23 protein-coding genes are annotated in these 22,111 nt (G+C 72.2%); 13 read left to right on the plus strand and 10 right to left on the minus strand.

All coding sequences use genetic code 11. The features are described from left to right. Window positions 1-9: 9 nt before the first annotated feature. The gene (locus tag ABT006_RS06145) at window positions 10-753 is read right to left on the minus strand and encodes a M50 family metallopeptidase (protein ID WP_350703454.1); all 744 of its coding nucleotides are present in this window, start codon (window positions 751-753) and stop codon (window positions 10-12) included. A gap of 27 nt (window positions 754-780) precedes the next feature. On the opposite strand from ABT006_RS06145, the gene ABT006_RS06150 reads away from it, so the two are divergent. Together ABT006_RS06150 and ABT006_RS06155 are read left to right on the plus strand one after the other, a co-directional pair. Next, window positions 781-1,047: a Uma2 family endonuclease gene (locus ABT006_RS06150; RefSeq protein WP_350703456.1), complete on the plus strand. Its 267-nt coding sequence runs from the start codon at window positions 781-783 to the stop codon at window positions 1,045-1,047. 105 nt (window positions 1,048-1,152) lie between these two features. After that, entirely contained in the window at window positions 1,153-1,908 is a 756-nt protein-coding gene (locus ABT006_RS06155) for a GH25 family lysozyme (protein WP_350703458.1), read from the plus strand. A gap of 113 nt (window positions 1,909-2,021) precedes the next feature. Here the strand turns inward: ABT006_RS06155 and ABT006_RS06160 are convergent, their stop codons facing one another. Continuing rightward, a complete protein-coding gene (locus ABT006_RS06160; protein WP_350703460.1) occupies window positions 2,022-2,252 on the minus strand; it encodes a hypothetical protein in 231 nt (76 codons plus the stop codon). Window positions 2,253-2,341: 89 nt separating this feature from the next. Next, entirely contained in the window at window positions 2,342-4,252 is a 1,911-nt protein-coding gene (locus tag ABT006_RS06165; protein WP_350703462.1) for a serine/threonine-protein kinase, read from the minus strand. Between the two features lie 92 nt (window positions 4,253-4,344). On the opposite strand from ABT006_RS06165, the gene ABT006_RS06170 reads away from it, so the two are divergent. The 3 genes from ABT006_RS06170 (at window position 4,345) to mycP (ending at window position 7,715) form a co-directional block, all read left to right on the plus strand. Next, window positions 4,345-4,557, plus strand: a complete 213-nt coding sequence (locus tag ABT006_RS06170; RefSeq protein WP_350703464.1) for an acyl-CoA carboxylase epsilon subunit — start codon at window positions 4,345-4,347, stop codon at window positions 4,555-4,557. A gap of 145 nt (window positions 4,558-4,702) precedes the next feature. Beyond that, on the plus strand, window positions 4,703-5,170 hold the full coding sequence (locus ABT006_RS06175; RefSeq protein ID WP_350703466.1) for a hypothetical protein: 468 nt from the start codon (window positions 4,703-4,705) through the stop codon (window positions 5,168-5,170). A gap of 1,399 nt (window positions 5,171-6,569) precedes the next feature. Then, window positions 6,570-7,715 (plus strand): type VII secretion-associated serine protease mycosin, encoded by a 1,146-nt coding sequence (mycP, locus tag ABT006_RS06180; protein ID WP_502890867.1) that lies wholly within the window; start codon window positions 6,570-6,572, stop codon window positions 7,713-7,715. A gap of 44 nt (window positions 7,716-7,759) precedes the next feature. Here the strand turns inward: mycP and ABT006_RS06185 are convergent, their stop codons facing one another. Then, complete coding sequence (locus ABT006_RS06185) at window positions 7,760-8,161, minus strand: hypothetical protein (protein WP_350703470.1); 402 nt, start codon at window positions 8,159-8,161, stop codon at window positions 7,760-7,762. Between the two features lie 111 nt (window positions 8,162-8,272). Between ABT006_RS06185 and ABT006_RS06190 the strand changes: the two genes are divergently transcribed. Next, the gene (locus tag ABT006_RS06190; RefSeq protein WP_502890868.1) at window positions 8,273-8,917 is read left to right on the plus strand and encodes a Maf family protein; all 645 of its coding nucleotides are present in this window, start codon (window positions 8,273-8,275) and stop codon (window positions 8,915-8,917) included. Window positions 8,918-8,927: 10 nt separating this feature from the next. Beyond that, window positions 8,928-9,581, plus strand: coding sequence for an O-methyltransferase (locus ABT006_RS06195; protein ID WP_350703474.1), 654 nt, complete (start codon window positions 8,928-8,930; stop codon window positions 9,579-9,581). A 69-nt stretch (window positions 9,582-9,650) separates the two neighbouring features. Here ABT006_RS06195 and ABT006_RS06200 read toward each other — a convergent pair whose 3' ends face one another. The 4 genes from ABT006_RS06200 to ABT006_RS06215 all read right to left on the minus strand — a co-directional run bounded on the left by ABT006_RS06200 (window position 9,651) and on the right by ABT006_RS06215 (window position 13,491). After that, the gene (locus ABT006_RS06200) at window positions 9,651-10,907 is read right to left on the minus strand and encodes an MFS transporter (protein WP_350703476.1); all 1,257 of its coding nucleotides are present in this window, start codon (window positions 10,905-10,907) and stop codon (window positions 9,651-9,653) included. 89 nt (window positions 10,908-10,996) lie between these two features. Continuing rightward, the gene (locus ABT006_RS06205; protein WP_350703478.1) at window positions 10,997-11,752 is read right to left on the minus strand and encodes an ABC transporter permease; all 756 of its coding nucleotides are present in this window, start codon (window positions 11,750-11,752) and stop codon (window positions 10,997-10,999) included. Window positions 11,753-11,772: 20 nt separating this feature from the next. Beyond that, a complete protein-coding gene (locus ABT006_RS06210; RefSeq protein ID WP_350703480.1) occupies window positions 11,773-12,732 on the minus strand; it encodes an ATP-binding cassette domain-containing protein in 960 nt (319 codons plus the stop codon). A 132-nt stretch (window positions 12,733-12,864) separates the two neighbouring features. After that, entirely contained in the window at window positions 12,865-13,491 is a 627-nt protein-coding gene (locus ABT006_RS06215) for a PadR family transcriptional regulator (protein WP_350703482.1), read from the minus strand. A 132-nt stretch (window positions 13,492-13,623) separates the two neighbouring features. Between ABT006_RS06215 and ABT006_RS06220 the strand changes: the two genes are divergently transcribed. Then, window positions 13,624-15,375, plus strand: coding sequence for an acetyl/propionyl/methylcrotonyl-CoA carboxylase subunit alpha (locus ABT006_RS06220; RefSeq protein ID WP_350703484.1), 1,752 nt, complete (start codon window positions 13,624-13,626; stop codon window positions 15,373-15,375). A 197-nt stretch (window positions 15,376-15,572) separates the two neighbouring features. Here the strand turns inward: ABT006_RS06220 and ABT006_RS06225 are convergent, their stop codons facing one another. Then, entirely contained in the window at window positions 15,573-16,463 is an 891-nt protein-coding gene (locus ABT006_RS06225) for a LysR family transcriptional regulator ArgP (protein ID WP_350703486.1), read from the minus strand. A gap of 96 nt (window positions 16,464-16,559) precedes the next feature. Here ABT006_RS06225 and ABT006_RS06230 point away from each other — a divergent pair, with 96 nt between their 5' ends. Further along, window positions 16,560-17,156: a LysE/ArgO family amino acid transporter gene (locus tag ABT006_RS06230; RefSeq protein WP_350703566.1), complete on the plus strand. Its 597-nt coding sequence runs from the start codon at window positions 16,560-16,562 to the stop codon at window positions 17,154-17,156. A gap of 126 nt (window positions 17,157-17,282) precedes the next feature. Then, window positions 17,283-18,722 carry a GuaB1 family IMP dehydrogenase-related protein gene (locus ABT006_RS06235; RefSeq protein WP_350703488.1) on the plus strand — a complete coding sequence of 480 codons (1,440 nt, stop codon included), beginning with the start codon at window positions 17,283-17,285 and terminating at the stop codon, window positions 18,720-18,722. 18 nt (window positions 18,723-18,740) lie between these two features. On the opposite strand, the gene ABT006_RS06240 is transcribed toward ABT006_RS06235, so the two are convergent. Next, window positions 18,741-19,307: a TetR/AcrR family transcriptional regulator gene (locus ABT006_RS06240; protein ID WP_350703490.1), complete on the minus strand. Its 567-nt coding sequence runs from the start codon at window positions 19,305-19,307 to the stop codon at window positions 18,741-18,743. Between the two features lie 86 nt (window positions 19,308-19,393). Between ABT006_RS06240 and ABT006_RS06245 the strand changes: the two genes are divergently transcribed. Genes ABT006_RS06245 through ABT006_RS06255 form a run of 3 tightly spaced genes read left to right on the plus strand, consistent with a single transcriptional unit; the run spans window position 19,394 to window position 22,057 of the window. Then, window positions 19,394-19,840 (plus strand): DoxX family protein, encoded by a 447-nt coding sequence (locus ABT006_RS06245; protein WP_350703491.1) that lies wholly within the window; start codon window positions 19,394-19,396, stop codon window positions 19,838-19,840. Window positions 19,841-19,865: 25 nt separating this feature from the next. After that, window positions 19,866-20,330, plus strand: coding sequence for a MarR family winged helix-turn-helix transcriptional regulator (locus ABT006_RS06250; RefSeq protein ID WP_350703493.1), 465 nt, complete (start codon window positions 19,866-19,868; stop codon window positions 20,328-20,330). Next, window positions 20,324-22,057, plus strand: coding sequence for an ABC transporter ATP-binding protein (locus tag ABT006_RS06255; protein ID WP_350703495.1), 1,734 nt, complete (start codon window positions 20,324-20,326; stop codon window positions 22,055-22,057). The genes ABT006_RS06250 and ABT006_RS06255 overlap by 7 nt, the downstream gene beginning before the upstream one ends. Window positions 22,058-22,111 lie beyond the last annotated feature (54 nt).

A 22,111-nucleotide genomic window follows, 5' to 3' on the forward strand; every position in this document is an offset into this window, starting at 1 on the left:
CGGCGCCGCTCAGAGCGTGATGCCGGCCTCGGCGAGGATCGGGCCGGCGAGCAGCAGCGCGCCCGCGCCGAGGGCGACCAGGTTGACCAGGGCGAACACGGTGACCCAGAAGAACGCCGGCAGCGGGGTGATCCCGGCGAGCTGGTCGGCGTCGGAGGCGGGCATCCGTCCCCGGGAGCGCAGCCGTTGCAGCTCCACCACGGGTCGCACGCCGCCGAGCAGCAGGAACCACACCCCGGTGTACGCGAACGCCGCCTGCACCTGCGGCGTGGCGTACCAGGAGACGGCGAGCACCACCCCGCCGGTGACCAGCAGCGAGAGCACACCGAAGACGTTGCGGATCATGACCAGCATGGCCAGTAGCAGCGCCACGGCGACCCAGAGCAGCAGGGTGATCCGGTTGCCGCCGAGCAGCCACGCGCCGGCCAGCCCGACCAGCGGCGGGGCGACGTAACCGGCCAGCAGGGTGAGGATCATCCCCGGGCCGGCGGGCCGGCCGGCGGAGAGGGTGAGCCCCGACGTGTCCGAGTGCAGCCGGATGCCGTGCAGCCGGCGGCCGGTGAGCAGCGCGACCAGCGCGTGCCCGCCCTCGTGGGCGATGGTGACGGCGTTTCGGGCGATCCGCCAGGGCAGCCGGGTGGAGACGACCACCAGCGCGACGGCGGCGGTCAGCAGCACCAGCAGGGGCGGTGGGTCCGGCTGCGCCGCGAACAGCTTGTCCCAGAGACCGCCGAGCCCGTCGATCGACACCATGGGGCGCGAGCCTACCGGCCCGGACCTGTGTCGCTACGCCCTCGTGGGTCCGTCGTCTGCGAGATCGTCTCTCCGGGGAACGCGGCGGCCGACCGACTGGTCAAGATGCAGCTCTACGCCATCGCCCGGATTCCCTGGTATCTGCTGGTCGAGCAGGACGGCCAGACCCACTCGTTGCGGCTGTTCCGGCTGGACGGTGCGCACTACGTCGAGGACCAGGTCGCCAAGGCGGGCGAGCACCTCATCCTGACCGAGCCGTTCCGCTGGGGTGTCGACCCGGATTCGCTCCGCTGAGTCCAACGGCAGTCGTCAATGTAAATTTGTTTAGCGCCCCTTGCGATCGAGGACGCATACCTCCAAAGATGGTCGTCAATTCCATCGGCGTCCTTGGAGGCATCCATGACCCGTACCAGACCATCGCTGTGCAGAATGCTCGCCACCGGCCTCACCGTGCTCGCCACCGTGGCGGCGGGGCTCGTCGCCACCAGCACCCCGGCGGCCGCGGCCACCACGCCCGGCATCGACGTCTCGCGCTACCAGGGCACCATCAACTGGACGAGCGTGCGCAACGCCGGGATCCAGTTCGCCTTCATCAAGGCCACCGAGGGCACGAGCTACAAGGACCCGAACTTCAACAGCAACTACACCAACTCGTACTACGCGGGGGTGATCCGGGGGGCGTACCACTTCGCCCGGCCGAACATCTCCTCCGGGGCGATCCAGGCGAACTACCTGGCCTCCAACGGCGGCGCCTGGTCGGCCGACAGCCGCACCCTCCCCGCCGCGCTGGACCTGGAGGCCAACCCGTACAGCGGAGGGTACTGCTACGGCCTGAGCACGTCCGGGATGCGCAGCTGGGTCCAGGACTTCCTCAACACCTACCGCTCGCGTACCGGCCGCTACGCGGTCATCTACACGACCACCAGTTGGTGGAACCAGTGCACCGGCAGTTGGACCGGCCCCTGGGCGAACCACCCGCTCTGGATCGCCCGCTGGTCCACCTCCCCCGGCACCCTGCCGGCCGGCGCGCCGTTCTGGAGCTTCTGGCAGTACACCGACAGCGGCAGCGTCGCCGGAATCAGCGGCCCCGTCGACCGCAACTACTGGAACGGTGACCGTACCCGGCTGATCGCGCTGGCCAACAACACCGCCTGAGCCCGACTCGCCTCGGGAGGCAGCTGGCGGCAGCGGGATCGGCTGTCACCGTACGGTCGACAACTGGTCCGGCTGCCGCCACACCCCCGGCGCCGGCGTCAGGCCCGACGGCGTCAGGCCCTCCTCCGGGCCGCCACCGGAACGGTCACCGCGTTGTCGTGGGCGAGCCCGCCACGCCGCCTGATCCGCCAGGCCACCACTGCGGCAAGGGTGACGGTGACGACGCTGAGCAGCGCGAACAGCGCCGGCAGGCCAGCGCCGACGAGCAGCAGGAAGACGTCGCCGAGGGCCACGAACATCCACAGTGCCACCCGGGGCCAGACGTCCTTCCGTCGGTAACCCATGTCGTGCCTCCCTTCCGTCGTGCGGGTCAGATACCCCGTACGACGGAAGGTCATGCGAACGAACCTCGCGGCGGCGCGAATCCCGCGGATCAGTCCTTACGGTCGGGCACGAACCCGCTCGCGATCCGGTCGAAGTTGGGCAGGTTGGCCTGCCAGTCCGCCGCGGCGACCTCCCACCGGAGGGCGTAACCGCGATTCTTGGCCGTCACGAAGCCCCGGTTGCGGACGTGGATGCGGGTGCCGTCGCGGGTCTCCAACCACTCCCAGTCCGCGCAGGTCTTCCAGAAGTCGCAGCGCTGGATGTCGAGGTACTCGTAATTCTTGACGATCTTCTTGCGGTCCGGCTCGATCCGCCTCCATTCGGCGGCCGCGTCCGACTTCGGCGTGCTCGTCCACTGGACGAGCAGTTCGCCGACACCGCCGGGCTCATCGAAGATGACGGTGTCCGCTCCGCCGCTCCGGCGCACCCAGTTCGCCGGCAGCGGCAACTCGAACCCGGCCGGGTCCTTGTGCAGCTTCCAGCCGGCCGGCAGTTCCGCCGCCGAGGGGGTGACGGACGGGGTCGGGCTGGGGGCGGCGCTGGTCGGTGGGGGCGCGGCGGGCCCCGACGTCTGCGGCGACTGCGAGGCGACAGTGGTCGGGTCGGCCTGCGGGGTGTCGCCGTCGCCGTCGCCGCTGGTCAGCATCGGCACGACCAGCACCAGGCCGACCAGCAGCAGCGCCACCAGCACCCCGATCAGCACGTTGCGCCGGGTGTTGTCGGGCTTCGTACCGTCGGACGGCACCACCGTGGCGCGGCCGGACGGCGGGCTCACCGGCGCGGACATCACCGACGTGGGGTTCACCGGCCTGCGCGGCGCGGGGCTCACCGGCTCGGCCGGCGAGGCGCCGGCTGCCGGCTTCGGCGCCTCGACCTTCGCCGTCGGCGCGGTGTCGGACGTCGACGACTCGACCTTGGCGGTCGGCGCGACATCCGAGGCGGCGGACGCGCTCTCGGCCGCCACGGTGACACCGGCGGAGGCGGCCGCCTCCTGCGGCGCGCGGGGCGTCGGCGGGCTGACCGGCCTGGCCGCCGGGTCCTCGGCCGGTCGCGGCGCCGGCACCAGCGGCGGGCGCGGCTCGCGCGGGCCGTTCGGCCCCGGCCGGCGTACGCCGTCGAGCAGCGGAATGGCGCGGGTGCGCTTGCCGCCGGCACGGCGCAGCAGCTTCTCCGCCACCTCGGCGGTGATCCGCTCGTTCGGGTCCTTGCGCAGCAGGCCGTTGAGCACCGGCTTGAGCGGGCCGGCGTTCTTCGGCGGCGGGGGTGCCTCGGTGGCGAGCGCCGCCAGGGTGGCGATCGCCGACGGCCGGGCGTACGGCGACTTGCCCTCGACCGCGGCGTAGAGGGTGGCGCCCAGCGACCAGAGGTCGGCCTCCGGCCCGGCGGTGCCGTCGCGGGCCCGCTCCGGCGCGATGTACGCGGGCGAACCGAGCACCATGCCCGTCCGGGTCACGTTCGGGTCACCGGGGATCGTGGCGAGACCGAAATCGGTCAGTACCACCCGGCCGTCGTTGCCGAGCAGCACGTTGCCCGGCTTGACGTCGCGGTGCATCACGCCGGCCTTGTGCGCCGCGTTCAGCGCGCCCAGCACGCCGAGCCCGATCTCGACCGCGCGCGCCGGCGGCACCGGGCCGTCCTCGGCGAGCGTGTCCTGCAACGACCTCGACGCCACGTACTCCATGACGATCCACGGGTCGCCGTCGGTGCGCAGCACGTCGAAGATGCGGACCACGTTGATGTGGTTGAGCCGGGCGATGGCCCGGGCCTCGCGCAGCGACCGCTCCCGCATCTCGCGGCGCTCGTCGTCGGTGAGGCTGGGCGGCGGGACGAGCTCCTTGATCGCCACGTCCCGGTGCAGCACCTCGTCGCGCGCCTTCCACACCCGACCCATGCCGCCCTGACCGAGCGGCGAGAGGAGCCGGTATCGGTCAGCGACGAGTTGGGGCAGCGCGTTAGACATCGCCCAGACGGTACCCGGCGGGCACGACGCTCACACCGCCGGCACGCCACTGTGCGGTTCAGGTCAAGCGTGCCGCCGCGTACGCTGACGCCATGTCTGCCGAAGAGCCGCTGTTCCGGGTCGTCCGCGGGGTCCCCACCGCCGAGGAACTGGCCGCGCTGGTGGGCGCGATCGTCGTCCGGTCCCGTCCGGCCGCGGCATCCTCGCCGGCCGCCGCGTCCGCCTGGGCGCGCAGCGGGCGACCGGCCACCACGACGCCCGTCGCCGGTCCCGGCGGGTGGCGCGCCTCCGGCCTGCCCCGCTGACCTTTTCCCGGTACGGATCACCCCAGCTCGGTGCCCCTGCCCACCTGCCGAACGGCTCGGGTGTGCGGGGTTGGGGCTGCCGACATCGCCGGGCACCCATTAACCTCACTCAGGGAAACGGCGCAGTGACGGGTAGGGAGGGCCGATGATCCCCGAGGAGGACCGTCCAGCGTCCTGGCTCCGCGGTTACGGCGGCATCGAGGCCGACATCCGCCGGTTGCGCGAGTTCGCCGACAAGCTCCAGGCCGAGGTGGAACGCAACTACGCGCCCCACCTGTCGTACATCGCCGAGGACATGAAGGCACCGGTGCCCAACCCGGCCGACGCCTTCATCGAGCTGGTCAGCTTCCTGCGCGCCCACCACGAGACCCAGCAGGCCACCGCCGACATGGTCTGGGGCGTCCGCGACGCCACCGGCCACCTGGCCGTCGCCGCAGGCACGGTCGCCAACAGCTACACCCAGTCCGACGCCTTCTCCTCCGCCCGGGTGGCCGACGTCGAGCGGGCGCTCGCCAACCCGGCGGCCGCCACGGCGCGCGGCCCGGTGCCGGTGCTGCGCGACCCCACCGGTCCCGAGACGGGTCCGCTGCCGGGGTCGGTGGTGCTGCCGTGATCGAGCGGGGCAGCGGCCGCACGTCCGGCCTGACCGACTGGCGACTGATGGACGTCGCCAGCATGTGGGCCTGCCTCCAGGACCACGACACCACCAACCACTGGAAGCAGGTCGCCGGCTGGCGCAAGGTCTGTGACCTCGCCCGGACCCACCTGAGCCGGCTCCAGGAATACCGGCGCGGGCTGGCGGAGGCATGGCCCCCGGAGACCAACGAGGCAGCCCGGGCGTACGTCCGCGAGCTCGACGAGCTGATCGACAAGGTGCAGCGCACCCACGACGCGGCCAGCGCCAACTACACCGCGCTCTCCGCCGCGACACAGGCCATCGGGACCACTCGCGCCGAGCTCAAGAAGATCTACGACGAGTACGCCGTCAAGGTCCAGGAGAAACGGACGTACGAGGCGACTCTCGCGGACCCGAAGGCGGCCATGGGCAGTCGGGTCCCCGACCGCCCGGTGACGGACGCCGACCTGGAACGGCTCAACGTCCAGGCGCGGGGCATCATGTACGGCCTCAGCGGCGAACTCCAACACGCCCAAGTAATGCTCCAAAAGCCACCGCCCACCAAACCCAGAATCGATGGCGGTCAGCCTGTATCCGAAATGCCAGGTCTGCAAGCTCCGGTGATCCCGCCGATCGTGCCGGTCCCGATTACCCCGACAGCCAGTACCCCCTCGGCGCACCGGCCAGCCTCGACCGCTCGGCCGGTGGCAACACCGAGCGCACCCGGCCTCGGCCCTATTTTGGGCGGAACTGGCACCGGATTGGCACCTTCACCAGCTAACACGGGAACGTCTCCTGTACCGCCAGCCGCATCCCCGGGTGTTGGAACGCCCCCACCGCTGCCGACGCCGCCAAACCGGCCGAGTGTGTCTAGGCCACTAGGCGGCCAGTCCGGCCAAATAGGGCGGCCGGTTTTCGGAGGAGGCACGCAGCCGAATGCGGCACCATCCACACAACCCCGATCGATGCCTACTGGGGGGTTGATCGGGGGACCGCCCGGGATGGGGATTGGCCAGCCAGGTACCGCCAACAGCCAGCCGAGACGAGTGAACCCGATCGGTGGCGTAATCGGTGGCGGCGGCGCTGGTACCGCACCGACGGGTGCTGCGGGGTCTCGCCCCGGCGGCGGTCGAGGCTTCGCGGCGCATGGCATGCCTCCCATCGGCGGCACTCCTTTTGGTAACGCAAGCAGCATGAGCGGTGCGAGCGGGATGCTGGGTCGACCTGAGCGTCGTGAGGGGAGCAACGAGGAACCTCATCACTGGGACCCAGATCACCCGTGGGAGACGGATCAGGGCGTCCCCCCTATCGTCCGCCCGCCAAACGAGGAAGGCCCAATCGACCCTGGCCCGGCCATCGGCTTGAACCGGTGAGATTTAGCATCACATCGCGGGCGCTGGCATCACTGCTACTACTTGCACCACTCCTACCAATGCAGCCAGCACTGGCCACTTCCGCAATTACTGCGCCGACACCCAAGGAAATCAAAATACGCAGCAACCAATGGCACTTGGATTTTCTTGATGTAGCGTCCGCGCATCGCATCACTCAAGGCCAAGGGGTCACGGTCGCGTTGCCAGACACTGGCGTCGACCCGCATCCCGACTTACGGCAGAACTTGCTATCTGGCATAGACATGATCTCCGGCGGCAGCGGTGACGGCCGACGCGACCGAAACGGTCACGGCACTGGCATGGCCGGCCTCATCGCGGCACACGGCCAGGGCAACACCGGCGCCCTCGGCATCGCGCCCAAAACAAAGATACTGCCAATAGCCGATTCGCCGCCGAGCGGCGAGGGCGATCCGGACGTGCTGGCCCAAAGCATTGAATATGCAGTGGGCAAAGGTGCACGAATAATCAGCATATCGAGCGGAGGCGGCAGCAGTCCTCGTCTCACGCAGGCAGTTAGAAGGGCGCTTGCATCCGACGTTGTAGTAGTTGCCGGGTCCGGCAACGTTCCCTCAGATCAAACGGTCGCATACCCAGCCAGAGAGCCGGGCGTAATCGCCGTTGGCGGGATAGATCGAGCCGGACGCCATGCAGCAATATCGGTTACAGGACCCGAAATCGACGTGGTTGCTCCGGCAGTCGATATCTACAGCACGAGTATCGACGGCAAGTATCGCAAAGGCACAGGCACATCGGACTCCACGGCGATCGTCGCTGGCGCTGCCGCGCTGATCAGAGCGAAGTATCCGTACCTCCCGGCATCGGAGGTGGCGCACCGGCTTACCGCCACTGCGATCGACAAGGGTCCGCCGGGGCGGGACGACGAGTACGGCTACGGGGTCATCGACTTGGTGGCGGCGTTGACGGCGGACGTGCCGCCACTGGGTTTCGAGTCGGCAACGGCGACCCCCGCACCCCACACTGTCCCGACCACGACAGCGGTCGCGGAGCCCGTCGACGACGGAGACAGTGGGGCGACGACTCGCGGCCTGCTCACCCTTGGCGTGATCGTTGCTGCCGCCGGGGCGTGGGTGCTGTTCAACCGTCATCGCCGCCGTGGCGACGACCCTCCACCCCGCATGAGCCGCTGACCCGCCTTCCACGACCGACGGTCACAGCATGGAAGCGCTCTTGTTCAGTTACCACCGATCCACTTCGACAGCACCAGAGCGCCTAGGCCCAGCACGGTGAACGCGACGGAAGCGACCAACAGCCGCCGACCGAGGGGACGGTCACGCACGCCGTAGTAGCAGATACCCAGCGCTCCACCCACGACACAGATCCCGGCAGCGGCGAGAGCCGCGCGTGGGACCTCGCCGAGGAGCAGCTTCCAGCCGGCGAGGAACCCGCCCATGATCGCTGCATTCGCTATCGCGGACTGGAGATTGCGGTAGGCGTTGTGCTGAAGGACCAGCACCGCTCTACGGTAGTCCTCGATAGCCTGCGCGCGTTCCTCGTCGGAAACCGGTCGTGGACGCAGCCGGAGTGCAACTCGCCACGGCCGTCTCATGGCGGCGACGATATCAATCACGGTCACTGGTCGGGGCTCATGGTGCGAGCCGTCCCTTCCCGATCGGAACCCGGCACATCCCACCGGAGCCGCCGTTGCCGAGGATCAGCCGGTAACGTCGGCGACGTGCCAGAAACGATGCCGCTCCGCCTCGTGCTCGCCTCGGCGAGCCCCGCCCGCCGCAAGATTCTCCAGGCCGCCGGGATCGAACCGGACGTGCTGGTCAGCGGCGTCGACGAGTCCCTGGTGGTCACCGAGCGGGCTGAGGATCTCTGCCTGGAACTGGCCCGGTTGAAAGCGGAGGCGGTCCTCACCCGGCTCCGGCCGACCGACGACCAGCGGACGCTGGTGATCGGGTGCGATTCGGTGCTGGCCTTCGGCGGGGAGATCCTCGGCAAGCCGGCCGACGCGGCGGACGCCACCCGGCGCTGGCAGCGCATGCGCGGGCGCAGCGGCGTGCTGCACAGTGGGCACTGCCTCATCGACATCGTGACGGGGCGTCGGGCCGAGGCGGTCGCCTCCACCGTCGTGCACTTCGCCGACGTCAGCGACGACGAGATCGCCACGTACGTGGGCAGCGGCGAGCCGCTGGCGGTGGCCGGTGCCTTCACGATCGACGGGCTGGGCGGGCCGTTCGTGGAGCGGATCGAGGGCGACCCGAGCACCGTCATCGGGCTCTCGCTGCCGATGCTGCGCCGCCTCCTGGCCGAGCTGGATCTGCGAATCACCGATCTGTGGACGAAGGTCGCGCCCGGCAACCAGTCGGTCGAACCGCTCGGCTAGCGTCCCGTTCATGACCACGAAGTCGATCCCGCTCACGTCGGAACTGCACGCGTACCTGGTGACGCACGGGTCGCCGCCGGACGAGATCATGCGGGACCTGGCCGAGGAGACCCGCGCCGCCCTGCCGGACGACGCACAGATGCAGGTCGCGCCGGAGCAGGCCGCGTTCCTGACCTTCCTCACCCGGCTGCTCGGCGTCCGGCAGGCCGTGGAGGTGGGCACCTTCACCGGCCTCTCCTCGCTGGCGATCGCCCGGGGGCTGCCCGAGGGTGGGCGGCTGACCTGCTTCGACATCTCCGAGGAGTTCACGGGCATCGCCCGGCGGTACTGGGCCCGCGCCGGCGTGGCGGATCGCATCGAGCTGCGCATCGGCCCGGCCGGCGACACGCTGCGCGAGCTGCCCCACGAACGTCATCTCGACTTCGCGTTCATCGACGCGGACAAGATCGGGTATCCGGTCTACTGGGCGGAGCTGGTGCCTCGGATGCGTCCCGGCGGGGTGATCGCGGTCGACAACGTGCTGCGCGGCGGCCGGGTGATCGCCCCGCAGAACGCCGACGACCGGGCCATCGCCGCGTTCAACGACGAGGTGCTCGCCGACGTCCGGGTGGACGCGGTGATGCTCCCGGTCGCTGACGGCCTGACGCTGGCCCGGGTGCGCTGACCGCCCCGCCCCTGCGCGATCTTGGAACGGCCCCTGGAGGGGCCATTTCGTATCCGGTGCCCGAAGGGGTCAGACGGGGGCCGGGGCCCGGACCTCGTCGGGGGCCGGGCGTAGGGCGCGGCCCAGGCGGGCGGTGAGCAGCGCGGCTGCCGCGATGAAGCCCGGCAGCAGCAGGAACGCCAGGTGCGGCCCCACCCCGTCGGCCACCCAGCCGAGCGCGACCGGCGCGATCCCGAAGCCGACCCCCATCGAGTACGACGCCCAGCCGGCCGCCCGGTCCGCCGCCGGCCCGGCGACGGCGAGCGCGATCGAGATGGCCAGCGGGTAGTGCAGCGCGTTGCCGAGGCCGAGCACGACGAGGCCGGCGACCGCGAGCCAGCCGACCGGGGCGACCCAGAACAGCGCGAACCCGGCCAGCGACACACCCAGCGCGGCCAGCAGCAGCGGCACCGGCCGGTACCGCAACGCGAACCGGCCCCCGACGAGCCGGCCGACGAACATGCCGCAGACGATCGCCGCGACGGCGGCCGAGGCGGCGCCAGCCGCCATTCCGGCGTGCGAGCGGAGCACGTCGGCGGTCCAGAGGGACAGGCAGACCTCGATCGAGCCGGTGACCGCCATCAGCACCCAGGCGATCCAGTACGTCGGGGGCAGCCGCCGCGCGGCCCCGGCGACGGGAGCAGCCCGGCGCGCACCGGCAGGCGGGTCGCTGTCGGCCGGCTCACCGGCCGGGGGGTCCCCGGCAGCCGCAGCGGGGGCGGCGCGCGGCAGGCGTACGCGGAAGGTCACGGCGGCGAGCGCGACCAGCGCGATCAGGCCGGCCTCGACGGCCATCACGGGCCGCCAGCCCCAGCCGGCGTCGACGCTGGTGCCGATGACCAGCGGGGCGAGGATGCCCATGCCGGCGCAGGCGGCGTTGGCCTCGGTCAGCGCGGCCGGCGCACCGGTGCCGTGCCGGTCGGTGAGCACCACCGACACGCCGCTGATCACCAGCATGCCGAAGGTGGCGATCACCGCGACGGCGGTGATCGTGGCAGGCAGTGCCCGCAGGGTGCCGAGTGCGGTGACGCCGAGCGCCACCCCGGCCAGCCCGGTCCAGATGGCACCGCCACGGCCGACCCGGCGGGCCAGCGGCGCGAAGAGCGCCCCGCCGGCCAGCGCGCCGACGGCGATGCCGGTGCTGTGCAGGCCGGCGACGGCGGCCGAGGTGCCCTGTTCGTCGCGGAGCAGCGGCACGACCGGCCCGAATCCGTAGAGGAAGAAACCCCACAGGCCCAGCTGGGCGTAGGTCAGCCAGGTGATCCGGTCACGGGTGAGGCGGGGCACCGGCCTTACGGTACAAGCGTCCGGCCGGTGCCCCACCGCAGTGCGACGCAGGTCTCCGGGAGCGCCGCGCTGTCGCGGTGCCCGGCTGTTCAGCGGACGGTGCGCGCGAACTGCCGGGCCGCCCAGACGACGCCGGCCGCGGCGAGCACCGCGATGATGCCGAGCCCCTGCCAGACCTTGTCGTCGCCGAGGTCGCCGTTGAAGAGGGCGCGGGTGCCGTCGACGGCCCAGGAGAACGGGTTCCACTCGGCGATGCCCTGGAGCCAGCCGGGGGCGAACGTGAGCGGCAGCAGGATGCCGGAGAGCAGCAGCACCGGCTGCGCCACGGTGTTCATCAGCGGGGCCAGCGCGTCCTCACTCTTGACCTTGAGCGCGACGCCGTAGGAGACGGCCGAGGTCATCAGCGCGATCAGGGCGAGCATGAGGTACGCCAGGAGCAGGTCGACGATGAAGACGCGCAGGTCGAACAGGAGCGCGAGCAGGGTGATGATGACCGCCTGCACGATCAGCGACACCACGTCGCGCAGGGAGCGGCCGAGCAGCAGGGCGAGCCGGCTGACCGGGGTGACCCGGGATCGTTCGATGACGCCGGCGCGCAGCTCGGCGATCAGGCCGAAGCCCTGGAACAGGCCGCCGAAGATGGCCAGCAGCACCAGCAGGCCGGGCACGAAGATCTTGTAGGCCTCCGCCTGGGTGGGGGCGTTCAGGGCCGGCTTGAGCAGCGGGGCGAACAGCAGCAGGTACATCACCGGCTGGAAGATGCCGACGAAGACCCAGACGGGGTTGCGCAGCAGCAGCTGGAGCTGGCGTTGGAAGATCAGCCAGGTGTCACGGGCGAGTTTCATGCGGTCTCTCCGGTCTGGGGTCAGGACTCGCGCAGCGAGCGGCCGGTCTTGGTGAGGAAGACGTCGTCGAGGCTGGGCCGGTGCAGCTCGATGGAGTCGAGCGTGAGGCCCGCCGTGTCGACGCGGCGCAGGATCTGCGGGATGGCGGTCGCGCCCTCGTCGACGTAGAGCCGCAGGCCGCCCTCCTCGACGGTCTCCAGCTTGTTGACGTACGGCTCGCTGTCGAGCAGCTTCGCGGCCTGCGGGGTGGCCGCCGCGTCCAGCCCGACCAGCACCACGTCGCCGGAGATCTCGCGCTTGAGGCCCGCCGGGGTGCCCTCCGCGACCACCTCGCCGTGATCCATGATCGCGATCCGGTCGCAGAGCGCGTCGGCCTCGTCGAGGTAGTGCGTGGTGATGAAGACGGTCATGCCGTCGGCGCGCAGCCGGCGGATCTCGTCCCACATGTGCGCGCGGCTCTGCGGGTCGAGGCCGCTGGTCGGCTCGTCCAGGAAGACGATCTTCGGCTCGTGGATGATGCCGAGGGCGATCTCCACCCGTCGCCGCTGGCCGCCCGAGTAGGTCTTGCACTTGCGGTCCGCGTACTCGGTGAGCTGGAAGGCGTCGAGGGCGCGGACGGCGCGCCGCTGCGCCTCGGCCTTGCCGATGCCGTACATCCGGGCCTGGAGGACCAACTCCTCGCGGGCGGTCGACTCGTCCCAGGTGCTGCCGCCCTGGGCGACGTAGCCGATGCGGCGGCGCACCTCGGCCGGGTCCTTGCGCAGGTCGGCCCCGGCGATGGTGGCCTCGCCGCCGTCCGGCTCGATCAGGGTCGCCAGCATCCGCAGGGTGGTGGTCTTGCCAGCGCCGTTGGGGCCGAGGAAACCGAAGATCTCCCCCGCGGCGACCTCCAGGTCGACCCCGCGCACCGCGTCGACGGTCCTCGTCTGGCGACCCTCCCGGGAGCGGAACGACTTCCGCAGCCCTCTGGTCTCGATCATCTCTGCTCCTGGTCGTCCGGGCCGGTGCGACCGGCCACCTGGTCTGTCCCTCGGGGACGACGCCGGACGGCGTGCTCCCCCCGTCGCGCCGCGAGCAGGCTAACGCGATATAGCTTCAGTGGTCAATCTTGATTATTCGGTTGCGTCGCAAGGGGTGGTCTCGCCGTCGGACCACCCGCTCCAACCCTCCGCCCCGACCAGCCCATCAGGCAGGTACGACACACCGGAATCGATGCGTTCGGCGATCCGTTCGCACCAGCCGACCTCGGCCTCCGCCCGCGCGGCCCAGAGTTCGAACATCCACCCGACGTGCACCGGCTTGGAGTTGCGCATCCAGTCGGAGGCCAGCGCCGCGCGCATCGACTCGACGCCGGCGCGCAGCAGGTTCGCCCGATTGCGCAGGGCCGCCGACGCCTCCTCGCGGGGCAGCGCGGGCAGGAACGAGAACGCCGCCGCGAACGGGTCCGGCGGCTCGTGCAACTGCCACCAGTGCCCGCGCAGCAGCGACTCGAACTCGTCCTCGCCCTTGGCGGTGACCTCGTAGGTGGTTCGCGCCGGCCGGGCGCCCACCTGCTCGGTGGCCACCTCGCGCAGCAGGCCCTCCGCGGTCAGCTTTCGCAGGGCGTGGTAGATCGAGCCGGGCTGCACGTTGGCCCACCTGTCGGCGTTCCAACTGAGCAGTTCCCGGCGCACGTCGTAGCCGTGCACGGGCTGCATCCAGCGCACCAACCCGAGGATCATCATTCGCGTGGCAGACATCCGGCAAGCGTAATAAGCAAGTTTGACTAGGGCGCGACGTGACAGTGCGGCATCCCACACTGAGCGATCGTTAGGGTCCTCAGGGTGGCCGATACACTCCCGGTCAGTAACCTCCCGGGAGGAGCCCCCAAGGTGCGCAAGGTACTCATCGCCAACCGCGGCGAGATCGCCGTCCGCGTCATCCGCGCCTGCCGCGACGCCGGTCTGGGCAGCGTCGCCGTCTACGCGGACTCCGACCGGGACGCCCTGCACGCCACGCTGGCCGACGAGGCGTACGCGCTCGGCGGGGACTCCGCGACCGAGACGTACCTGCGCATCGACAAGCTGCTGGCGGTCGCCGCCAAGGCCGACGCCGACGCCGTCCACCCCGGCTACGGGTTCCTCGCCGAGAACGCCGACTTCGCCCAGGCCGTCATCGACGCCGGGCTGACCTGGATCGGCCCCACCCCGCAGGCGATCCGCGACCTCGGCGACAAGGTGACCGCCCGGCACATCGCCCAGCGCGCCGGCGCCCCCCTGGTGCCCGGCACCCCCGACCCGGTGGCCAACCCGGACGAGGTGATGGCGTTCGCCGTCGACCACGGCCTGCCGGTCGCCATCAAGGCCGCCTTCGGCGGCGGCGGGCGCGGGCTCAAGGTGGCCCGCACGATGGAGGAGATCCCCCACCTGTTCGAGTCGGCCACCCGCGAGGCGGTCGCCGCGTTCGGCCGGGGCGAGTGCTTCGTCGAGCGCTACCTCGACAAGCCCCGCCACGTCGAGGCGCAGGTGCTGGCCGACCAGCACGGCAACGTGATCGTGGTCGGCACCCGCGACTGCTCGCTCCAGCGCCGGCACCAGAAGCTGGTCGAGGAGGCCCCGGCGCCGTTCCTCACCGACGCGCAGCGCGCCCAGATCCACGACAGCGCCAAGGCGATCTGCCGGGAGGCCGGCTACCACGGCGCCGGCACGGTGGAATACCTGGTCGGCGCCGACGGCACCATCTCCTTCCTGGAGGTCAACACCCGTCTCCAGGTCGAGCACCCGGTCACCGAGGAGACCGCCGGCATCGACCTGGTCCGCGAGCAGTTCCGGATCGCCGACGGCGAGAAGCTGCGGTTCACCGAGGACCCGACGCCGCGCGGGCACTCCATCGAGTTCCGGATCAACGGCGAGGACCCGGGCCGCAACTTCCTGCCCGCCCCCGGCACGGTCACCGCGCTGCGGCTGCCCACCGGCCCCGGCGTCCGGGTCGACACCGGCATCTCGGCCGGCGACGTGATCGGCGGCAACTTCGACTCGCTGCTGGCCAAGGTGATCATCACCGGCGAGACGCGCACCGAGGCGCTGGAGCGGGCCCGCCGGGCGCTGGACGAGATGGTCGTCGAGGGCATGGCCACCGCGCTGCCGTTCCACCGGCTGGTCATCCGCGACGAGGCGTTCACCGCCGAGCCGTTCACCGTGCACACCCGGTGGATCGAGACCGAGTTCGACAACACCGTCCCGCCGTTCACCGCCGCCGCCGACACCGCCGAGGCGCCGGCCGAGCGCGAGACCGTCGTGGTCGAGGTCGGCGGCAAGCGGCTGGAGGTCAGCCTCCCCGCCGGCCTCGGCGGGGGTACGGCCGCCGCCGCGCCCGCCGCCCGCAAGCCGGCCCGCCGGGGCGGCACGGCCAAGGCCGGCGCCGCCGTCAGCGGCGACGCGCTCACCTCGCCCATGCAGGGCACCATCGTCAAGATCGCGGTCGCCGACGGGGACACCGTCGCCGAGGGCGACCTGGTCGTGGTGCTGGAGGCGATGAAGATGGAGCAGCCGCTGCACGCGCACAAGGCGGGCACGGTCAGCGGCCTCGCCGCCGAGGTCGGCGCCGTCATCTCCGCCGGCGCGGCGATCTGCACGATCGCCTGATCCTTCCCCGCCGGCGGGCCGTCGCAAGGACGGCCAGGTGCCGTCGGCGGGCGGCGCAGCTCGCTGCCGGCGACCGCCCGACGTCGGCGCGTCGGCGCAGCCCGACGTCGGCGCGTCGGCGCAGCCCGACGTCGGCGCGTCGGCGCAGCCCGACGTCGGCGCGTCGACGCAGCTCGGTGCCGACGGCGGCACCGGCGTCAGCGCAGCTCGGTGCCGGCGACCGCCCGGACGGCGGCGGTCAGCGCGTCCAGCGTGGTGGAGTCCACCCGCCAGTGCTGCCAGTACAGCGGGCGGTCCAGGTGACGCCCGGCACCGATGTCGACACAGCGCCCGGCCGCGATGTCGGCACGGGCGATCCGCTCCGGCACCATCCCCCACCCCAGGCCCAGCCGCACCGCCTCGTTGAAGCCGTCGAAGGACGGGACGTAGTGGACCGGCGGGGCGATCCGACGCCGGGTCACGGTGCGGGCGAACCGGTGCTGGAGCTGGTCCTTGCGGTCGAACGCCATCATCGGCGCCGTCGCGAGGGCGGCCTCGGTGGGGCCGTCGGGGAAGTGGCGGGCCGCGAACCCCGTCCCGGCCAGCGCGACGTACCGCATCGCGCCCAGCCGCTCCACCCGGCAGCCCTGCACGGCCTCGCGCTGCGCGGTCACCGCGGCCATCGCCGTGCCGTCGCGGATCAGCTCCGCCGTGTGGTCCTCGTCGTCCCGGCGGACGTCGAACAGGAGCGCCAGCTCGGCGGGCAGCCGCGCCAGGGCGCCGACGAACCAGGTGCCGAGCGAGTCGCCGTTCGCCACGATGGTCACCCGGCTGGGGGCGGGCCCGCCGACCGTCGGCGGGCGGGCGGCGTCCAACGCCTCCCGTTCCAGCAGGGCCACCTGGCCGGCGAGCCGCAGCAGCGGCCGGCCCGCGTCGGTGGCCTGGCACGGCTTCGTGCGGCGGACCAGCACCTGCCCGACGGTCTGCTCCAACGCCTTCATCCGCTGGCTGACGGCCGACGGGGTGACGTGCAGCGCCTGCGCGGCCGCCTCGAAGCTGCCCTCGCGGACCACCGCGGCGAACGTCCGGAGCTGCGTGGAGTCAAGCATGATGAAGCTGAGCTTATCTCCCGTGAGAATCTTTAGCTGGGCTGCATCGGCTGCGCCTCGTAGCCTCGGCTCGTGCCCGACATCCTCAGCAGCTCCGTGACAGGTTCCGCCGCCGCCGGCTTCTCCCTCTCGATCGCGCTCATCGCCGCCATCGGCGCGCAGAACGCCTTCGTCCTGCGGCAGGGCCTGCGCCGGGAGCACGTCCTGCCCGTGGTCGCCGTGTGCGCCGCCTCCGACGCGCTGCTGATCACGGTCGGCATCGCCGGGATGGGCACCGCCACGGCGGAGCACCCCACCGTCCTGACCGCCGTCCGCTGGCTGGGGGCCGCGTTCCTGCTCGGGTACGCCGTGCTGGCCGCCCGCCGCGCGCTGCGCCCCGGCGCGCTCTCCCCCGCCGACCGGCCGCCGGCCACGCTCGGGGCGACGCTGCTGGCCTGCCTCGCCTTCACCTATCTCAACCCGCACGTGTACCTCGACACCGTCCTCCTGCTCGGCGGGGTGGCCCGCCAGCACCCGCACCACTGGGTCTTCGGCGCGGGCGCGGCGCTCGCCAGCGCGGTCTGGTTCACCACCATCGGCGCCGCCGCCCACCGGCTCGCGCCCGTGCTGGCCCGCCCGACGGCCTGGCGGGTCGTCGACGGTGCGATCGCCCTCGTGATGACCGCGCTCGCGGCCGGGCTGCTGCTCGGCTGACCCGGCGACGCCGGGCCGCTCGCGACCTCTTCCTGGCCGAGCTGGCGGTCTCCGGCGACGCCCGGCCGGGGGTGTTTTCGGCGACCACCGGGGGCGCGGACGGCGGCCGGCGGGAATGATGGCGGGGTGCGGTTCCTACACGGCGCGGTTCCCGCGCACGACCTGACCTACAACGACGTCTTCATGGCGCCGGCCCGCTCCGAGGTGGGCTCGCGGCTCGACGTCGACCTGGCCACCAGCGACGGCACGGGCACCACCATCCCGCTGGTCGTGTCGAACATGACCGCGGTGTCCGGCCGCCGGATGGCCGAGACGGTCGCCCGGCGCGGCGCGATCGCGGTCATCCCGCAGGACATCCCGATCGAGGTGGTGGCGAACGTCGTCGCCTGGGTCAAGCGGCGGCACCTGGTGCACGACACCGCGATCACGCTCGGCCCGACCGACACCGTCGGGGACGCGATCCACCTGCTGCCGAAGCGGTCGCACGGCGCCGTGGTGGTGATCGACGACGAGGGCCGGCCGCTGGGCGTGGTGACCGAGGCGGACACCGTGGGCGTGGACCGCTTCGCCCAGCTCCGGCACGTGATGTCCACCGAGCTGCACACCGTGCCGGCCGACGCGGATCCGCGTACGGGCTTCGACCGGCTCTCGGCCGGCCGGCGCCGGCTCGCCCCGGTGGTCGACGCCGAGGGCCGCCTCGTCGGGGTGCTGACCCGGCAGGGCGCGCTGCGGGCGACCCTCTACAAGCCGGCGGTGGACGACCGGGGCCGGCTGCGCATCGCCGCCGCCGTCGGCATCAACGGCGACGTGACCGGCAAGGCGGCGGCGCTGCTGGATGCCGGGGTGGACACGCTGGTCGTGGACACCGCGCACGGTCACCAGGACCGGATGATCTCCGCGCTGCGGGCCGTCCGCGCGCTGGACCCGGCGGTCCCGGTCGCCGCCGGCAACGTGGTGACCGCCGAGGGCGTACGCGACCTGGTGGAGGCGGGCGCCGACATCGTCAAGGTGGGCGTCGGCCCGGGTGCGATGTGCACCACCCGGATGATGACCGGGGTGGGCCGGCCGCAGTTCTCCGCCGTGCTCGACTGCGCCGCGGCGGCCCGTCAGCTCGGCCGGCACGTCTGGGCCGACGGCGGCGTACGGCACCCGCGGGACGTGGCGCTGGCCCTGGCCGCCGGCGCGTCGAACGTGATGATCGGCTCCTGGTTCGCCGGCACCTACGAGTCCCCCGGCGACCTCTACACCGCCGCCGACGGCCGGCGCTACAAGGAGAGCTTCGGGATGGCGTCGGCGCGGGCGGTCAGCGCGCGGACGGCCGACGACAGCGCGTACGACCGGGCCCGCAAGGCGGTCTTCGAGGAGGGCATCTCCTCGGCCCGGATGTACCTGGACCCGGCCCGCCCCGGCGTGGAGGACCTGATCGACGAGATCATCGCCGGGGTGCGCAGCGCCTTCACCTACGCCGGCGCCCGGGACCTGGCGGAGTTCCACGAGCGGGCCGTCGTCGGCGTGCAGAGCACGGCCGGCTACACCGAGGGGATGCCGCTGCCCACGAGCTGGTGAGACGGCCCCCGCCGGCCGTCACTCCTCGGGGAAGAGGCGTCGGATGACCTCGCGGGCGGCGGCCCGGGGGTCGTCGCCCACCCGCTCCGGCAGCGCGCCGGCGAGCCAGAGCGTGGCGAAGCCGTGCACGATCGACCAGGCGGCGAGCGCGTCGCCCTGCGGATCCTCCGCCGTCGGGCGTCCCTGGGGCAGCCCGGCGACCCCGGCGTGCAGCGCGTCGCCGGCGCGCCGGCGGGCCGCCGCCACGTCGTCGGCGTCGGCCCGGTAGAGGTCCGGGCGGAACATCACCTCGAAGTGCGCGCGGTGCCGGACGGCGAAGTCGACGTACGCGACGCCGCTGTCCAGCAGGTCCTCCGCGCCGCCCAACGCCTCGGCGAGCAGGTCGAAGCCCTCGGCGGCGAGGGCGGTGAGCAGGCCGGCCTTGTCGCCGAAGTGGTGCGCCGGGGCGGCGTGCGATACGCCGGCCCGGCGGGCCAGGTCGCGCAGGCTCAGCGCCCCGGGGCCGGACTCCTCGATCACCGACACCGCCGCCGTGAGCAGGGCGCGACGCAGGTCGCCGTGGTGGTAGCCGCGTGTTCCGGTCATGCCGCGATCCTATCTTGCCATTGACAAGATGCCACCTCGGGGCGCAATCTTGTCGGCGACAAGTTCACCCCGCTCGGGAGGTATCGATGGCTCCGCTGATCGCGCTCGTGGCCGGCACCGCGCTCGCCCGGCTGGCCGGCCTGGCCGGCGTGGCCGCGCTCGACGGCTGGCACCCCGCGCTGCGGGTGGGGCTGGCGCTGATGTTCGTGGTGACCGGCCTCGCACACTTCGCCGCCACCTACCGGTCGGACATGATCGCGATGGTGCCGCCCGTCCTCCCCCGACCCGACCTGCTGGTCACGGTCACCGGGGTGCTGGAACTGGTGGGCGCGGCCGGGCTGCTCGTGCCGGCGACCGCCCGCTGGGCCGCGGCCGGGCTGGCCCTGTTGATGCTGGCCATGTTCCCGGCGAACGTCTCGGCGGTGCGGCGCGGGCTGACCCTCGGGGGCCGACCGGCGACCCCTCTGGGGCCACGGACGGCGGAACAGGTCCTCTTCGTCGGCGCGGCCCTCGCAATTTCGTTTGGGGCCTGACGTTCAGGGGGCTAATCTAGCCACCATGAAACTGATCGAGCTGCGGGACGTGCCCCTCGGGCGACTGCTCGTGGTCGCCGGGCACGTCACCGGGCAGCGGTGGAACCGCTACCTCGCCGAGGAACACGGGCTCACCCAGGCCGGGATGGCCACCCTGATGACCCTCGCCGAACACGGCGAGCTGCCGCACCGCACGGTGGCCGACCACTGCTTCGTCCGGCCGGCCACCCTCACCGGCATCGTGGACACGCTGGAACGCGACGGCCTGGTCGAGCGGCAGCGCGACGAGGCCGACCGGCGCAGCATCCGGATCGCGATCACCCCGGCCGGCCAGGCCCGGATCGACGCGCTGACCGCCGTGATCCGGTCCGGCGCTCCGCTGACCTCGGTCGACGCCGACCCGGCGAAGGCGGAGGTGATCCGCCAGTTCCTCCTGGAGGTCATCGGCAGCGGGGACGCCGGCACGCCGGAAGGGGCTCCGGCATGTTGATCCGGCTGCTGCGCACACACCTGCGCCCCTACCGCCGGGCACTGGCGGCGGTGCTGCTGCTCCAGTTCGTCGGCACGATGGCGTCGCTCTACCTGCCCAGTCTCAACGCCGACATCATCGACCTCGGCGTGGCGCGGGGCGACACCGACTACATCACGCGCACCGGCGGGTGGATGCTCGCGGTCAGCCTGGTGCAGATCGTCTGTTCCGTCGCCGCCGTCTACCTCGGCGCACGCACCGCGATGGGCTTCGGCCGGGACGTGCGGGCGGCGGTGTTCGGGCACGTGAACCGCTTCTCCGCCCGCGAGGTGGCCCGGTTCGGCGCGCCCTCGCTGATCACCCGCAACACCAACGACGTGCAGCAGGTGCAGATGCTCGTGCTGATGAGCTGCACCATGCTGGTCGCCGCGCCGATCATGAGCGTCGGCGGCGTGGTGATGGCGCTGCGCGAGGATCTCGGGCTCTCCTGGCTGATGCTGGTCAGCGTGCCCGTGCTGGCCGTCGCCCTGGGGCTGATCATCCGGCGGATGGTGCCGGGCTTCCGGCTCATGCAGACCCGGATCGACTCGGTCAACCGGGTGCTGCGGGAGCAGATCACCGGCATCCGGGTGGTCCGGGCGTTCGTCCGGGAGCCGTACGAGACGGAGCGCTTCGCCACCGCGAACGCCGACCTCACCGCGACCGCCCTGCGCACCGGCCGCCTGATGGCGTTGATCTTACCCGTGGTGATGCTGGTGCTCAACGTCTCCAGCGTCGCGGTGCTCTGGTTCGGCGCCCAGCGCGTCGACGCCGGGGCGATCCAGGTCGGCGCCCTCACCGCCTTCCTGCAGTACCTGATGCAGATCCTGATGGCCGTCATGATGGCCACCTTCATGCTGATGATGGTGCCCCGCGCGGCGGTCTGCGCGGAGCGGATCGTCGAGGTGCTGGACACCGACTCCTCGGTGGTGCCGGCGCCCCGCCCGGTCACCGAGGTGTCCACGCGCGGCGAGCTGGAGCTGCGCGACGTGTCGTTCCGGTATCCGGGGGCCGCCGCACCGGTGTTGCGGGACGTGTCCTTCCGGGTGACGCCGGGGACCACCACGGCGGTCATCGGCAGCACCGGCGCGGGCAAGACCACGCTGCTGACGCTCGTCCCCCGGCTGGTCGACGTGACCGCCGGCACCGTGCTGGTCGACGGCGTCGACGTCCGCGACCTGGCGCCGGACGAGCTGTGGCGCCGGATCGGGCTGGTGCCGCAGAAGCCCTACCTGTTCACCGGGACGGTGGCGAGCAACCTGCGCTACGGCAACCCGGACGCGACCGACGCAGAACTCTGGGACGCGCTGGAGATCGCCCAGGCGCGGGACTTCGTCGAGGCGATGCCCGAGGGGCTGGCGTCGCCGATCGCGCAGGGCGGCACGAACGTCTCCGGCGGGCAGCGGCAGCGGCTCGCGATCGCCCGGGCCCTGGTGCGCCGGCCGGAGATCTACCTCTTCGACGACTCCTTCTCCGCGCTCGACCTCGGCACCGACGCGCGGCTGCGGGCGGCGCTGCGGCCGGTCACCGCGGACGCCGCCGTGGTGATCGTGGCGCAGCGGGTCTCCACGATCGTCGAGGCCGACCAGATCATCGTGTTGGAGGACGGGGGCGTGGTCGGGATGGGCCGACACGACGAGTTGCTGGACACCTGCCCGACGTACGCCGAGATCGTGGCGTCGCAGAACACGGCGGGGGTGGCGGCGTGAGCAAGCGAACCATCGGGCACAGCAGCGTGGCGCCTCGCGCCGCCGCCGAGCGGA

Source organism: Micromonospora sp. NPDC002717 (genome assembly GCF_040295705.1).
GTDB lineage: Bacteria > Actinomycetota > Actinomycetes > Mycobacteriales > Micromonosporaceae > Micromonospora.